At 64.9% G+C, this 13719-nt stretch carries 16 protein-coding genes; 5 read left to right on the forward strand and 11 right to left on the reverse strand.

The features are described 5' to 3' along the window. Positions 1-40: 40 nt before the first annotated feature. The 6 genes from sucD to O6W96_RS06820 form a co-directional block, all read right to left on the reverse strand. A complete protein-coding gene (sucD, locus tag O6W96_RS06795) occupies positions 41-925 on the reverse strand; it encodes a succinate--CoA ligase subunit alpha (protein ID WP_056047458.1) in 885 nt (294 codons plus the stop codon). 34 nt (positions 926-959) lie between these two features. Next, entirely contained in the window at positions 960-1250 is a 291-nt protein-coding gene (locus O6W96_RS06800) for a GIY-YIG nuclease family protein (RefSeq protein WP_353468848.1), read from the reverse strand. 90 nt (positions 1251-1340) lie between these two features. Continuing rightward, the gene (gene mdh, locus O6W96_RS06805) at positions 1341-2303 is read right to left on the reverse strand and encodes a malate dehydrogenase (protein WP_056060667.1); all 963 of its coding nucleotides are present in this window, start codon (positions 2301-2303) and stop codon (positions 1341-1343) included. Between the two features lie 229 nt (positions 2304-2532). Beyond that, positions 2533-3624, reverse strand: a complete 1092-nt coding sequence (gene zapE / locus O6W96_RS06810; RefSeq protein ID WP_353468849.1) for a cell division protein ZapE — start codon at positions 3622-3624, stop codon at positions 2533-2535. A gap of 96 nt (positions 3625-3720) precedes the next feature. Then, on the reverse strand, positions 3721-4173 hold the full coding sequence (locus tag O6W96_RS06815) for a PaaI family thioesterase (protein ID WP_353468850.1): 453 nt from the start codon (positions 4171-4173) through the stop codon (positions 3721-3723). A gap of 176 nt (positions 4174-4349) precedes the next feature. After that, complete coding sequence (locus O6W96_RS06820) at positions 4350-5156, reverse strand: succinate dehydrogenase iron-sulfur subunit (RefSeq protein WP_353468851.1); 807 nt, start codon at positions 5154-5156, stop codon at positions 4350-4352. Between the two features lie 289 nt (positions 5157-5445). Between O6W96_RS06820 and O6W96_RS06825 the strand changes: the two genes are divergently transcribed. After that, entirely contained in the window at positions 5446-6186 is a 741-nt protein-coding gene (locus O6W96_RS06825) for an SDR family NAD(P)-dependent oxidoreductase (RefSeq protein ID WP_353468852.1), read from the forward strand. A 230-nt stretch (positions 6187-6416) separates the two neighbouring features. Here O6W96_RS06825 and O6W96_RS06830 read toward each other — a convergent pair whose 3' ends face one another. Then, the gene (locus tag O6W96_RS06830; protein ID WP_353468853.1) at positions 6417-6998 is read right to left on the reverse strand and encodes a ClpP family protease; all 582 of its coding nucleotides are present in this window, start codon (positions 6996-6998) and stop codon (positions 6417-6419) included. A 97-nt stretch (positions 6999-7095) separates the two neighbouring features. On the opposite strand from O6W96_RS06830, the gene O6W96_RS06835 reads away from it, so the two are divergent. Together O6W96_RS06835 and O6W96_RS06840 are read left to right on the forward strand one after the other, a co-directional pair. Then, the gene (locus O6W96_RS06835) at positions 7096-7344 is read left to right on the forward strand and encodes a type II toxin-antitoxin system Phd/YefM family antitoxin (RefSeq protein ID WP_353468854.1); all 249 of its coding nucleotides are present in this window, start codon (positions 7096-7098) and stop codon (positions 7342-7344) included. Next, a complete protein-coding gene (locus tag O6W96_RS06840; RefSeq protein WP_353468855.1) occupies positions 7331-7621 on the forward strand; it encodes a type II toxin-antitoxin system RelE family toxin in 291 nt (96 codons plus the stop codon). Before O6W96_RS06835 ends, O6W96_RS06840 begins: the two co-directional genes overlap by 14 nt. A gap of 94 nt (positions 7622-7715) precedes the next feature. On the opposite strand, the gene O6W96_RS06845 is transcribed toward O6W96_RS06840, so the two are convergent. The 4 genes from O6W96_RS06845 to sdhC are packed head-to-tail and all read right to left on the reverse strand — an operon-like array spanning position 7716 to position 10603. Beyond that, positions 7716-7988, reverse strand: a complete 273-nt coding sequence (locus O6W96_RS06845; RefSeq protein ID WP_353468856.1) for a hypothetical protein — start codon at positions 7986-7988, stop codon at positions 7716-7718. A gap of 16 nt (positions 7989-8004) precedes the next feature. Beyond that, positions 8005-9807: a succinate dehydrogenase flavoprotein subunit gene (gene sdhA / locus O6W96_RS06850; RefSeq protein ID WP_056047438.1), complete on the reverse strand. Its 1803-nt coding sequence runs from the start codon at positions 9805-9807 to the stop codon at positions 8005-8007. Continuing rightward, positions 9807-10193, reverse strand: coding sequence for a succinate dehydrogenase, hydrophobic membrane anchor protein (sdhD, locus tag O6W96_RS06855; RefSeq protein WP_120299369.1), 387 nt, complete (start codon positions 10191-10193; stop codon positions 9807-9809). Before sdhD ends, sdhA begins: the two co-directional genes overlap by 1 nt. Continuing rightward, positions 10193-10603 carry a succinate dehydrogenase, cytochrome b556 subunit gene (gene sdhC / locus O6W96_RS06860; RefSeq protein WP_353468857.1) on the reverse strand — a complete coding sequence of 137 codons (411 nt, stop codon included), beginning with the start codon at positions 10601-10603 and terminating at the stop codon, positions 10193-10195. The genes sdhD and sdhC overlap by 1 nt, the downstream gene beginning before the upstream one ends. Positions 10604-10867: 264 nt before the next feature. Here sdhC and O6W96_RS06865 point away from each other — a divergent pair, with 264 nt between their 5' ends. Beyond that, a complete protein-coding gene (locus O6W96_RS06865) occupies positions 10868-12211 on the forward strand; it encodes a methyl-accepting chemotaxis protein (RefSeq protein WP_353469375.1) in 1344 nt (447 codons plus the stop codon). A gap of 20 nt (positions 12212-12231) precedes the next feature. Then, positions 12232-13671: a methyl-accepting chemotaxis protein gene (locus tag O6W96_RS06870; RefSeq protein ID WP_353468858.1), complete on the forward strand. Its 1440-nt coding sequence runs from the start codon at positions 12232-12234 to the stop codon at positions 13669-13671. The last annotated feature ends 48 nt before the right edge of the window (positions 13672-13719 follow it).

A 13719-nucleotide genomic window follows, 5' to 3' on the forward strand; every position in this document is an offset into this window, starting at 1 on the left:
CAACCCTGGATCCCGGGTCAAGCCCGGGATGACGACATGTTCAGCCCTTCAACACGCTCAGCAGCGTCTCGCCGAGCAGGCTGGGGCTTTCCGAGACCTTGATCCCGGCAGCTTCCATCGCCGCGATCTTGCTCTCCGCGTCGCCCTTGCCGCCCGACACGATCGCGCCGGCATGGCCCATGCGACGGCCCGGAGGCGCCGTACGACCGGCGATGAAGCCTGCCATCGGCTTCGACCGACCGCGCTTGGCTTCGTCGCGGAGGAACTGTGCCGCCTGCTCTTCTGCGTCGCCGCCGATTTCGCCGATCATGATGATCGACTGGGTCTCGTCGTCGGCGAGGAACAGCTCGAGCACGTCGATGAAGTTCGTGCCGTTGACCGGATCGCCACCGATGCCGACCGCGGTCGTCTGACCAAGGCCTGCGTTCGACGTCTGGAACACCGCCTCATAGGTGAGCGTGCCTGAACGGCTGACAACGCCGACCGAACCCTTCTTGAAGATCGAGCCGGGCATGATGCCGATCTTGCACTCGCCGGGGGTCAGCACGCCGGGGCAGTTCGGACCGATGAGCCGCGACTTGGAGCCCGACAGCGCGCGCTTGACCTTGACCATGTCGAGCACAGGAATGCCCTCGGTGATCGCGACGATCAGCTCGATCTCGGCATCGATCGCCTCGAGGATCGAATCGGCGGCGAAGGGGGGCGGCACGTAGATAACCGACGCGGTCGCACCGGTCATCGCCTTGGCCTCGGCGACGGTGTTGTAAACGGGGAGGTCGAGGTGCGTGGTGCCGCCCTTGCCAGGCGTGACGCCGCCGACCATCTGCGTGCCGTATTCCAGCGCCATCTTGGTGTGGAAGCTGCCGGTTTCGCCGGTCATGCCCTGGGTGATGACCTTGGTGTTCTTGTCGACGAGGATGCTCATCTAGTGCTCCTTGTGTCCCCGTTGGGGAACAGGATTAAAACAGTGACTCGAACAGGTCGTTCCAGTCGGGGTTCATTCGTTCGATCTCGGACAGTTTCCACTGCCGGTTCCACTTCTTCATCTGAAGTTCGCGCAGGCGCGCGTTGTCCAGATCGTCATGCACTTCATACCAAACTAGAAGTTTGCAGTGGTGCTTTTTCGTGAAACCGATGATCAGGCCGTTACGATGCTGGTAGGATCGTGCGGCGAGGTCGCTGGTGACACCGAGATAAATCGTTCCGTTGCGCCGGCTCGCCATCATGTAGACGTAGCCGGCTATGTTCACCGTCCGCTTCCTTGTTTCCCCGCGAAGGCGGGGACCCAGTCTGGGCACCCGCCTTCGCGGGTGAACAAGGAAGCAGGGCGGGAGGTCACCTTAGTTCAGCGAACCATCGATACCTTTGCACGCCACGATCAGCTCCTTCACCGCATCGACCGACACCGTGAGGTTCTGCTTGGCTTCGTCGTCCAGCTTGATCTCGACGATCTTCTCGACGCCGCCAGCCCCGATCACCACCGGCACGCCGACGTACAGATCGGTAAGGCCGTACTCGCCCGACACATACGCCGCGGCCGGAAGCACGCGCTTCTGGTCGTACAGATACGCCTCGGCCATCGCGATGCCGCTGGTCGCCGGCGCGTAATAGGCCGAGCCGGTCTTCAGCAGCGCGACGATCTCGCCGCCGCCGCCGCGCGTGCGCTTGACGATCGCGTCGATCTTTTCCTGGCTCGACATGCCCATCGCGATGAGATCGGGAACCGGGATACCCGACACGGTCGAGTAGCTGATGACCGGGACCATCGTGTCGCCGTGGCCGCCGAGCACGAAGCTGGTGACGTCCTTGACCGAGACCTTGAACTCGTCGGCGAGGAAGTGGCTGAAGCGTGCCGAGTCGAGCACGCCGGCCATGCCGACGACCATGTGGTGCGGGAGGCCCGAGAATTCGCGGAGTGCCCACACCATCGCGTCGAGCGGGTTGGTGATGCAGATCACGAACGCGTCGGGGGCGTTGGCCTTAATGCCCTCGCCGACCGCCTTCATGACCTTGAGGTTGATGCCGAGCAGGTCGTCGCGGCTCATGCCGGGTTTGCGGGCTACACCGGCGGTGACGATGATGACGTCCGCGCCGGCGATGTCGGCGTAGTCGTTCGAGCCGGTGATCTGCGAGTCGAAGCCTTCGACCGGGCCGCACTGCGACAGGTCGAGCGCCTTGCCCTGGGGGATGCCCTCGGCGACGTCGAACAGGACGATATCGCCAAGGCCCTTGAGTGCTGCGAGGTGCGCGAGCGTACCGCCGATGTTACCGGCGCCGATCAGCGCGATCTTCTTGCGAGCCATTCCAATCCGTCTCCGTCTGATGTGCGGGGTGATTGGTGACGCCGGTTACGCGCATTATCCCGCTACGGCAACCGCTAAAAGGACAAAAGCGGGTTGTTATTGCAAGTGGTTCGCATGTGCATTAAGCTTACCTCTGCCGTCATCCTGACGAAAGTCAGGACCCAGAGCCGCGAATGGCGCGGTCGGTATCCTGGGTCCTGACTTTCGTCAGGATGACGGAGTGGGTGTGTCAGAGGTGCCCTTCAGCCAAGTATTCCTCGGACCGCATCTCTTCGAGGCGGCTGATCGTACGGTCGAACTCGAACCTGCCATCGCCGCTTTCGTAGAGGTCGCCGGGTTGCGCATCGGCGGCGGCGAGGAGCTTCACCTTGTGCTCGTACAGCGCGTCGATCAACGCGACGAACCGCGCCGCCTCGTTGCGGTTCTCGGGGCCGAGCTTGGGGATGCCGACCAGGATGACGGTGTGGAACTTCCGCGCGATGGCGAGATAGTCGGCCACGCCGCGTGCCTCTCCGCACAGCTTCTTGAAGCTGAACACCGCGACGCCCTTGAGGGATTTCGGCACACGCAGGGTTCGACCCTGTACGATGAGGTCCTCGGCGGGGACGTGCTCGCTATCGTCGGTCGAGAAGTCGGTGAGGCGGAAGAATGCGGCGGAGAGCTGCGCGGTCGCCTCGGGGCCGTTGGGAACGAGCCAGGTGTCCTGGCTGCCGAGACGGTCGCGGCGATAGTCGACCGGGCCGTTGAGCGGGAGCACGTCGAGGCGCTGCTCGATGGTCGCGATGAAGGGCAGGAAATGCTCGCGGTTGAGGCCGTTCTTGTAGAGATCGGCGGGCGGGCGGTTGGACGTAGTGACGATCGTCACGCCGGAATCGAGCAGCGAGGTCACCAGCCGCGACAGGATCATCGCGTCGGGGCTGTTGGTGACCATCATCTCGTCGAACGCGAGCAGCCTCGTCTCGTCGGCGATCGCGGTGGCGACGGGGACGATCGGGTCGCCGACTTCCTTGCGGCGCTCGGCGGCGATGCGCGCGTGGACCTCGAGCATGAACTCGCCGAAATGCACGCGGCGTTTCTTCTCGACGGGCGCGTTGGCGAAGAACAGGTCCATCAGCATGGACTTGCCGCGGCCGACTCCGCCCCACAGGTAGACGCCGCGGGGGTCTGGTTTCTTGGAGAAGCGGGCGAAGAAGCCGGTGGATTTGGGGGCGGCGAGTTCGGTGGCCAGGGTGTTGAGGCGCGCGGCGGCGGCGGCTTGTTCCGGGTCGGGGCGGAGTTCGCCCGAGGCTACGAGCGCCTCATAGGCCTTGAGTACAGTCATTTCCGTTCCCCCGCGCAGGCGGGGGCCCAGGCCCCCAGGCGTTGTGTTTCTGACTCCTGGACTCCCGCGTGCGCGGGAGAACAGTGAGTGCCGGTGCTATCTGGCAGTCGGCTTGCGGATCGTGGCCGAGAAGGCGGCGATCTTCGTTTCGTCGTCCCCTTGCACCACGAGACCCCGCAGGAACAAGAGGCGGCCGGTTTCCTTGAGCACCTCGACCTGCGCCTCGATCGGCTCGCCGATGCGGCCGCCGCCGATGAATTGCGTGTTGAGATCGAGCGTCACCGCGGTGCCGGCGGTGATCAGGCCGAAGCCTCGCGCGGCTGCGAACAGCGCGACGTCGATGAACGCGAGCAGCGCGCCGCCGTGGACGTTGTTCTGGAGGTTCGAATGGCGGTGCTCGGGGGTTATGCGGACGCGGACGGTGTGGCCGTCGACGCGGTAGAGCATCGGGCCGAGCAGCGTGTTGAAGCGGGTGGGGTCGGAGAGCGACCAACTGCGCCAGCCTGGGTTGGCTGGGTCTTCGGCTTCTACGAAATGGGGGGTGGTCAACAGCCTGTCCTTCGGAGGTTTGGAGAGCGCCACCCCCTCCCCGTTCGTCCTGAGCGAAGTCGAAGGATCTTGGGAAGCGTCATCACCCGCCCCGGGCCAGTGCTTCGACTTCGCTCAGCACGAACGGGAGAAGGCACGGCGACGGCGCAGTACCTCCCCCTCGCCAATCGAAGGGATCAGACGATCCGCTCGGCTTCCATCTTCTTGATCTCGGCGATCGCCTTGGCGGGGTTCAGCCCCTTGGGGCAGGCGTTCGCGCAGTTCATGATGGTGTGGCAGCGATACAGGCGGAACGGATCCTCGAGTTCGTCGAGACGCTCGCCGGTCATTTCGTCGCGGCTGTCGGCGAGCCAGCGATAGGCCTGCAACAGGATCGCCGGCCCCAAGAACTTGTCGGCGTTCCACCAGTAGCTCGGGCACGAGGTCGAGCAGCAGGCGCACAGGATGCACTCGTACAGGCCGTCGAGCTTCGAGCGGTCTTCCGGCGACTGGAGGCGCTCCTTGCCCGAGGGCGGCGGGGTGACGGTCTGCAGCCACGGCTTGATCGACGAATATTGCGCGTAGAAATGCGTGAAGTCGGGGACCAGGTCCTTGATCACGTCCATGTGCGGCAGCGGCGTGATCTGGACCTCTCCCTTGCAATCCTCGATCGCGGTGGTGCAGGCCAGGCCGTTCTTGCCGTTGATGTTCATCGAGCACGAGCCGCAAATGCCCTCGCGGCAAGACCGGCGGAAGGTGAGCGAAGAGTCCTGCTCGCTCTTCATCTTGATCAGCGCGTCGAGCACCATCGGGCCGGTGTCGTCGAGGTCGAGCGCGAACGTGTCGTAGCGCGGGTTCTCGCCCGAGTCCGGATCGTAGCGATACACCTTGAACGATTTCAGACGCTTGCTGTCCCCCGAACCCTGGCTGGTCCCCCGATTGATGTGGGCGTGCTTGACGCCCTTCTTGACGACGCTGTTTTTCGGGAGCGAGAATTCGGCCATTGCGAGCGGTCCGTCCGTGGTGTGATTATAGGTTGTCAGAGCCGATACATGACAGGGGCCCTCCCCGCAAATCCTTAGCTTCGCGGGTGCAACATGGGATATCGGCAGATTGTCTGCCCTAAAGACAATGTTCTTGGCGGCGCCAAGTCCTTGATCCGATTACGCGATCGAACTCGCCGGCTGGGTCATGCCCTATTCCGATGATTGATCCGTCGCCGCGCGCGCCCACTTCGAGATCAGCGCTCAAGACGATGGCCTTCGTGCTTCGCCGGCGCCCGGAACCTCGACCATGAGCAATCTCACAGGCAAGAAGGCCCTCGTCACGGGCGGATCGCGTGGCATCGGCGCAGCGATCGCAAAGCGATTGGCGGCGGATGGCGCGGACGTCGCGATCACCTATGCGGGGAACGTGACGGCCGCAGAGGCGGTCGTTGCGGCGATCGAGGCGGATGGTCGCAAGGCGCATGCGTTCCAGGCGGACGGCTCCGATACCGACGCGCAGGCAGCCGTCGTCCAGCGTGCCGCGGCGGCGCTCGGCGGGCTCGACATCCTGGTCCACAATGCCGGTGTCGCGAACTTCGCACCGATCGCAGACGACAGCATCGCGCAGTATCAGCGGCAGTTCGGGCTGAACGTCGACGGCGTGTTCGCGGGAACGCTCGCGGCCGTTCCGTTGCTGTCCGACGGCGGGCGGATCATCATCATCGGCAGCGTCAACGCGCATTCGATGCCGACCGCAGGCGGTGCGGTGTACGGCGCGACCAAGGCTGCGGTCGCGGGCCTCGCGCGCGGTTGGGCACGCGATCTGGGGTCGCGCGGCATCCTGGTGAACGTGGTGCAGCCCGGGCCGGTCGATACCGACCTGAACCCGGCGGATGGCGACTTCGCGAAAATGCTCGTGCCGTTGATCGCGCTCGGGCGCTACGGGCGGGTCGAGGAAGTCGCCGCGCTGACCGCGTTCCTGGCGGGCGACGAGGCGAGCTTCATCACCGGCGCGACGATCGATATCGATGGCGGGTTTTCGATCTAAGCCATCCTGTTGCGTCATCCCGGACCTGTTCGGCGATTATCCCGTTCCGACCTGTAACGCTTCGTCATTGCCGCGGAGGCGGGGGGCAAGATGCTCCAATGGTCGCGATCGAATCGCGACGTTTGCCAGTATGGGTTCCCGCCTGCGCGGGAATGACGGGTAGATGTCTGGCGGTATGATTGCCGACCTGTTCGATGGATGCCGGAACGGGTCCGGGATGACGCGAGACCTCAGATGATGTCGAGGATCAGGCCGAGGTCGCGGGCCTCTTCGGCTTCGATGTACCAGTTGGACGGGGCTTTCGCCTTCAGGTCCTCGATGTCGACCTTCGAGCCCCTGACCAGATCCCGGAAACCTTCTTCCTGGATGTGAATCGAATCCTCAATCTCGTGGAGCTTGGCTTCGAGCGCGTAGCGGAGCGTGTTGAGCGGGCCGTTGAGCTCGATCGTGCTCTGCATCTGGCGCTCGTGGATCATCAGGCGGGTGTGGCGGGTGAAGAACCGGCTGTCGGCGGGAAAGGCGGACATGAACGTCGCACCCGCGGAGTAGACCGCGACTTTGCCGAGGAACAGCGTCTCGCGGCCGGTATATTCGCGAAGCAGGCGGATGGTGTCGCCCATCGCACGCGCCATTTCGGGGTCGCCGCCCAGCGTGGTGATCGAGACGACCAGCGGGCCTTCGGTCGGCGCGGCGACGAGTTGCGACTTGAAGCTGGCGTACATGTCGCCGTCGACCGGGCCGTGGAGCTGGATATGGGGAATGGCCAGCAACGGGTAGTTGCGGGCGTTCGAGGCGGGGGATGTGTCGGTCATGCGCGGCAAACTTTTGCGGACGCGGTGGGTTCCGAGAGGCCCGGAATATGCGCCTTGGCAGTTTGGCGTGACCTGTTCGGCGTGCTATGAAATGGTCATGATCGAAACCATCCATGCCGGCGCGACGGTGAGCATCAGCGACCTGAAGAAGAACCCGTCCGGCGTGATCGAGGCGGCGGGGGGATTTCCCGTGGCGGTGCTCAATCGCAATACGCCGGCCGCGTATCTGGTGCCGGCGGCGGCATGGGAAGAGTTGATGGACCGGCTCGAGGATGTCGAACTGGCCGAACTGGTGCGCGCGCGCGCCGACGAGGTGCCGGTCGTGGTGTCGCTTGGCGACCTATAGCCTCGCATTCCTGCCGAGCGCATTGCGGGAATGGGAGAAGCTTGGTGCCAATGTTCGCGAGCAGTTCAAGGCGAAGCTGACCGAGCGGTTGGGCGCGCCGCATATCGCGAGTGCGCGGCTGAGCGGGATGACCGGGTGCTACAAGATCAAGCTGCGGGCCGCGGGGTACCGGCTGGTGTACCGATTCGATGATGGGCTGGTGACGGTGATCGTCGTGGCGGTCAAGCGGCGGGATCGTAACCTGGTTTACAAGATCGCGGCAGGGCGGATCGATTAGTCGTCGGCGTTGCGCCTGAAGCTTGTTTCCCCGCGAAGGCGGGATCCAGACTGGGCTCCCGCCTTCGTGGGAGAACAGGGAGGGGCAGACGGTGTTACGCGTCTCGCGTCAGGCGCTTGTACTGGAGGATCCAGCCTACCAAGCCGCCTGGCACCCCGCCGACGAGCGAGAAGAGCGCGTAGAAGGTGATCGCTATCTTCTGGGGTTCTTCGCCGACACCGCGGGGTTCGATGCCGAACACATAGATCGCGGTCAGGATCGCGACGACCACCGGCCAGAGGAAGCCGGCAATCATCGGTTGGAAGCGCGTCAGGAGCCCCACCGCGACGGGCACCAGGAACCCGATCGCGATGATGGCCCAGGTCATCGAAATATCCGCTTCATCAGTATACCCGCTTCTTGGGCTTGATGTAGTCGATGTCGTCGGTGAGCGTGTAGTCGTGGACTGGGCGGAAATCGATCTTGGTCTCGCCGCCCTTGCCACCCCAGCCGTTGAAGGTGGTGATGGTGTGCTTCATCCAGTTCGCGTCGTCGCGCTCGGGGAAATCCTCGTGCATGTGCGCGCCGCGCGACTCGGTGCGGTTAGCTGCCGAGTTCATCGTCACGACCGCCTGACCGATCAGATTGTCGAGCTCCATCGTCTCGACCAGATCGGTGTTCCAGATCATGCTGCGATCCTTCACCGCGACGTCGGTCATCCGGCTGTAGATCCCGGCCATCTTCTCGACGCCCTGGTTCAGCAGTTCGGTGTCGCGGAACACCGCGCAATGCTTCTGCATGGTCTGCTGCATGTCGAGACGGATCTGCGCGGTCGGCGAGCCGCCGCTTGCGTTGCGGAAATGGTCGAGACGCGTCAGCGCGAGATCCTCGGAACCCTTGGGAAGCGGCGCGTGCGCCGTACCGGGCTTCAGCGTGTCCTTGATCCGCAGGCCGGTCGCGCGGCCGAACACCACGAGATCGATCAGGCTGTTCGAGCCGAGGCGGTTGGCGCCGTGGACCGAGACGCACGCTGCCTCGCCGACCGCGAACAGGCCGGGGACGACCGCGTCGGGGTTGCCGTCGACGAGGTTGACGACCTCGCCGTGGAAGTTGGTCGGGATGCCGCCCATGTTGTAGTGCACGGTCGGCGTGACCGGCAGCGGCTGGCGCGTGAGATCGACGCCGGCGAAGACTTTCCCAGTCTCGGTGATGCCCGGCAGGCGCTCGGCCAGCACCTTGGGATCGATGTGATCGAGATGCAGGAAGATGTGGTCGCCGTTCTTGCCGACGCCGCGGCCTTCGCGCATTTCGAGCGCCATCGAGCGGCTGACGACGTCGCGCGAGGCGAGGTCCTTCGCCGACGGGGCATAGCGCTCCATGAAGCGCTCGCCCTCGGAGTTGGTCAGATACCCGCCCTCACCGCGTGCGCCCTCGGTGATGAGAACGCCCGCACCGTAGATGCCGGTCGGGTGGAACTGGACGAACTCCATGTCCTGCAGCGGCAGGCCGGCGCGGAGCACCATCGCATTGCCGTCGCCGGTGCAGGTGTGCGCCGAGGTCGCCGAGAAATAGACGCGGCCGTAGCCGCCGGTGGCGAGCACGGTCTGGTGGCTGCGGAAGCGGTGGATCGAGCCGTCTTCCATGCACAGCGCGATGACGCCGCGGCAGACGCCGTTTTCCATGATCAGGTCGAGCGCGAAATACTCGACGAAGAAGTCCGTGTTGTACTTCAGGCTCTGCTGGTACAGCGCGTGGAGCATGGCGTGGCCGGTGCGATCGGCGGCGGCGGCGGTGCGCTGGACCGGAGGCCCCTCGCCCATGTTCTGCATGTGGCCGCCGAACGGACGCTGATAGATCGTGCCGTTCTCGTTACGGCTGAACGGCATGCCGGCATGTTCCAGCTCGTACACCGCCTGCGGGGCCTCGCGGCAGAGATACTCGATCGCGTCCTGGTCGCCTAGCCAGTCGGAACCCTTGACGGTGTCGAACATGTGCCAGGTCCAGTGATCCGGCGAGTTGTTGCCAAGCGACGCGGCGATGCCGCCCTGCGCGGCAACGGTGTGGCTGCGGGTCGGGAAGACCTTGGTGATGCACGCGGTCTTCAGGCCGCTCTCGGCGATGCCCATCGTCGCACGCAGGCCGGACCCGCCGGCACCGACGACGACCGCATCATAGGTATGATCGATGATCTTGTAGGCTGCAGACATTACGCGGGAGCTCCGGAGAAGGCGACCTTCAGGATCGCGAACAGGGCGATGCCGCCCAGCGTGAAGGTGAACAGGTTGAGGAGGATCATCGTCACGACACGGCTCTCGCCATGCTGGTAATCCTCGATCACGACCTGAAGACCGAGACGGAAGTGATAGAACACCGACAGGATCAGCAGCGCCATCGGCACCGCGACCCAGGCCGATTGCAGCCACAGATGGACCGCGGCGTAATCATAGCCGGGCATCCGCGCGACCGAGATCATCAGCCAGAGCATGAGGAACAGGTTCGAGCCCGCCGTCAGACGCTGCTGCCACCAGTGATGCGCGCCGTGCTTGGCGCTGCCCAGGCCGCGGACGCGACCGATTGCCGTACCCGAACCCATTACTTGATCCCCATGTAGAGCCAGAACACGACCGTCAGCGCGACCGAAGCAACCATCGTCGCGATCGCGCCCATCTTGTTCCGCTTCAGTTCGTAGCCGGCGCCGATATCGAGCACCATGTGGCGAATACCGGTCATCATGTGCTGGAACAGCGACAGCGTCAGCCCGACCGCGATGATATAGCCGAGGATGTTGAGCCGGCCGGTGTCGGTGGTGAACACGTCGACGAAGGTCGCATAGGCCTGATCGCCTGCGGCGATCGCGGCGAGCCACCAGACGAGCAGGATGCTGCCGACGGTCGCCATCCCGCTGCCGGTCACGCGGTGCAGGATCGAGACCAGCATGTGCGGGCCCCATTTATAGACCTGCAGATGGGGAGATAGCGGGCGTGCCGGGTTGCGCGATGCCAAGGGCGGAGTCCTCGAACCAGAAGATGACGAACCAAGAACAGCTTGGTCCAGAATATAGAGATCGGGCGACCTATTAGCCACCGCGTGCTGCGATGCAACCCATTGGGGGCGGTCCGATAACCCATGACACCGCTGGTCGGGCCGACTGAAATGATTGCAGGGTGACGATGACGGATCGCCGATCCCTAACCCGGCCTTAAGACATGCGGTGTAGCGGTGGCCCCCACAATCGATCCGGAGTCCACCGTCTTGACCACCACCGACCTGCCGGCCCCTGGCGCGATCGCGGCTTCCATCGACCTGATGGCCCGGTTGCGGGTGTTCGATTTCGACGGATCACTGAACGGCGCGAGCCGCGAAGTCTGGGCGGCGCTCGCCCCCGAGATCACGCATGTGTCCAAGGCGTATTGGGAACAGTGGCTGCGGTGCTTCTCCGATGAACGGATCTGGGCGCCGCACGAGACCGAGCAGATGATCGAGGTCGGCTGCACCTTCCTGCGCAACCGGTTCCTCGACACGAGCGGCCGCGCCTGGATCGAGTCGGTCGAGCGATCCGTTGCCGCCGCCTATGTCGCGGACGTCTCGCCGATGGCGCTGCTGTCGATGATCAGCGCAAGCGATCGTGCCGCGCTCGAAGTGCTGATGCGGCGCGTCGACCGGTCTGATCCCAAGCTGCCGGTCTACATCGATACGCTGATGCGTCTGTCCGCGCTGGAGGGCGAGATCACGGTCGCGATCTACAATGCCTACCGGACGCACTCGGCGCGGGTCGCGCGCGATACGCTGGCGGCGGAGTTCCGCGACGGCATCGCGGCGATGGTCGAGACGGCGACCGACGAAGGACACATGCTGCGCGAACAGGCGATGCGCAGTTCGGCATCCACCCGCGCGGTGCTGGGCAAGGCGAGCGAAGTCGCCGCCGCCGCCGAGCAATCCGCGGTGGCGATGCGCGAGGCCGCACAGACCGCCGCCGGGTTGATCCGCGCCATCGAGGATGCGCGGACCGAAGTGGAGGCTGCGGCCGAGATCGCCAACCGGGCTTCGGTGCAGGCGGGCCAGGCGGTCGGCATGTCCGAGACGCTCAGCGATCATGCCAAGTCGATCGAATCGATCCTCGGCCTGATCCGCGACATTGCCGGCCAGACCAACCTGCTCGCGCTGAACGCGACGATCGAGGCGGCGCGGGCCGGGGATGCAGGCCGTGGTTTCGCGGTGGTCGCGCAGGAGGTGAAGAGCCTCGCCAATCAGACCGCGCGCGCGACCGACGACATCGCCGCGAAGATCGCCGCGATCCAGTCGGCGACGCGGTCCACGGTCGATACCAATGCCTCGATCAAGTCGACGGTGGCCGAGGTGCAGGAGAGCGCCGACCGGATCCGCTATGCGATGGAGGCACAGGCGCAGACGGTGACCGCGATCACCGCGGCGGTCGACGAGACCGCGCTGGCCGCCGATTCGATGTCCACCACGATCGCCGCAATCCGCGAGGATACCGAAACGGTCGCCACCGAGATCGATGGTGTCGGTCGAGGCTTCGACGTGCTCGATACGCGCCTTGGCAACCTCAAGAGCAGCGCAGGCGATTTCGTTGCCAGGGTCGCGGCATAACCACCATTCAGGAGGGGGCGATGATCGAGCATAAGGATGAAGTTTTCCGCCGCCCCGTCCGAGAGGACGGTCGACAGACCGACTCCGACGGCGCTCGTGGCACGCGTAGCGCCCCCCGCAACTGGGGCGGAGACCAACGGTCGCTGCGTCAACGCATCCACGACTACGACTGGGACGGTTTGATCGAACCGTCCTGTGCCACACTCAATGCGCTACTCGAACCCGATGACCGCCGACAGATCGCCGAGACCTTCTGGCGACACTATCTCTCGCGGGAGTCGGCACAGCATATCCAGCGACATTTCACGCCCGCCCTGCTCGAACAGCGTATCACGTTGAGCGCCGACTATGTCCGGCTGAAATACGGCAGCCCTACCGACGATGCCTGGAAGGCGATGGCGATCAGCCATGCCGAGGATTCGCATCGCTCAGGCATCCCCCTGCCCGCGCTGCTCTCATCGCTGGCGTTTTCGCACAGTGTGACGCTGAACCTGGTCGCCGACCGGCTGGGTGCGGACATGTCGGCGATGCGAACGCTGAGCGATGTCGTGCAGCGGCTGGCGCTGCTCGAAGCGGACATCATGGCGTCGCATCTCGGCGCGAGCGATGCGGAGGCGTCACGGGTCGAACGACAAACGCGCGCAACCGAATTTCGCGGCAGCATCGCGGCGTCGATCGAGCATACCGCCGCGCTGGGCGCACGGATCCGGGTGCAAGCGGCGGGCGCATCGGCCTCGGCTCGCGGGATGCTGGGCAAGGCAAGCGAAGTGGCGGCGGCGGCCGAGCAATCCGCCGTGGCGATGCGTGAGGCGGCGCGGACCACCGCCGGACTGATCCGCGCCATCGAGGATGCCCGGACCGAGGTGGAGGCAGCGACCGAAATCGCCGACCGTGCCTGTGCGCAGACCGGCGAGGCGGTCGGCGTATCCGAAGCGCTGAGCGAGCATGCCCAGTCAATCGAATCCATCCTGGGGTTGATCCGCAGCATTGCCGGGCAGACCAACCTGTTGGCGCTGAACGCGACGATCGAAGCGGCGCGGGCGGGCGATGCCGGGCGCGGATTTGCGGTGGTGGCACAGGAGGTGAAATCACTCGCGAGCCAGACCGCGCGGGCGACCGACGATATCGCCGCGAAGATCGCCGCGATCCAATCGGCGACGGCGGCAACGGTCGCGACCAACGCCGGGATCAAGTCCACCGTGACCGAGGTGCGGCATAGCGCCGAGCGGATCCGGCACGCGATGGAGGCGCAGGCGCACACGGTGACCGCGATCACCGCAGCGGTCGACGAGACGGCATTGGCGGCGGACTCGATGTCCACGACGATCGCGACGATCCGCGCGGATACCGACGCCGTAGCGGTGGAGATCGACCAATTGGGCCACGCGTTCGGCGATGTCGACGATCAGTTGAATGTGTTGCGTGGCGCAGCGGATGGGTTTTCCGCCAGCGTGGCTTGAGCCGGGCTCTTCGGTTTTGCGGGCCGGCCTTGGGTGACGAACGCGGGT

Origin of the sequence: Sphingomonas faeni (genome assembly GCF_040407495.1) — a bacterium.
In the GTDB taxonomy this organism is placed as follows: domain Bacteria; phylum Pseudomonadota; class Alphaproteobacteria; order Sphingomonadales; family Sphingomonadaceae; genus Sphingomonas; species Sphingomonas faeni_D.

Excerpts from the sequence above, each read along its gene's own strand:
- O6W96_RS06870 (WP_353468858.1), top strand. The coding sequence starts at position 12,232 with ATGATCGAGCATAAGGATGAAGTTTTCCGCCGCCCCGTCCGAGAGGAC.
- O6W96_RS06820 (WP_353468851.1), bottom strand. The coding sequence starts at position 5,156 with ATGGCCGAATTCTCGCTCCCGAAAAACAGCGTCGTCAAGAAGGGCGTC.
- sucD (WP_056047458.1), bottom strand. The coding sequence starts at position 925 with ATGAGCATCCTCGTCGACAAGAACACCAAGGTCATCACCCAGGGCATG.
- O6W96_RS06845 (WP_353468856.1), bottom strand. The coding sequence starts at position 7,988 with ATGACCTGGGCCATCATCGCGATCGGGTTCCTGGTGCCCGTCGCGGTG.
- mdh (WP_056060667.1), bottom strand. The coding sequence starts at position 2,303 with ATGGCTCGCAAGAAGATCGCGCTGATCGGCGCCGGTAACATCGGCGGT.
- sdhA (WP_056047438.1), bottom strand. The coding sequence starts at position 9,807 with ATGTCTGCAGCCTACAAGATCATCGATCATACCTATGATGCGGTCGTC.
- O6W96_RS06830 (WP_353468853.1), bottom strand. The coding sequence starts at position 6,998 with ATGACCGACACATCCCCCGCCTCGAACGCCCGCAACTACCCGTTGCTG.
- zapE (WP_353468849.1), bottom strand. The coding sequence starts at position 3,624 with ATGACTGTACTCAAGGCCTATGAGGCGCTCGTAGCCTCGGGCGAACTC.
- sdhD (WP_120299369.1), bottom strand. The coding sequence starts at position 10,193 with ATGGGTTCGGGTACGGCAATCGGTCGCGTCCGCGGCCTGGGCAGCGCC.
- O6W96_RS06835 (WP_353468854.1), top strand. The coding sequence starts at position 7,096 with ATGATCGAAACCATCCATGCCGGCGCGACGGTGAGCATCAGCGACCTG.
- O6W96_RS06825 (WP_353468852.1), top strand. The coding sequence starts at position 5,446 with ATGAGCAATCTCACAGGCAAGAAGGCCCTCGTCACGGGCGGATCGCGT.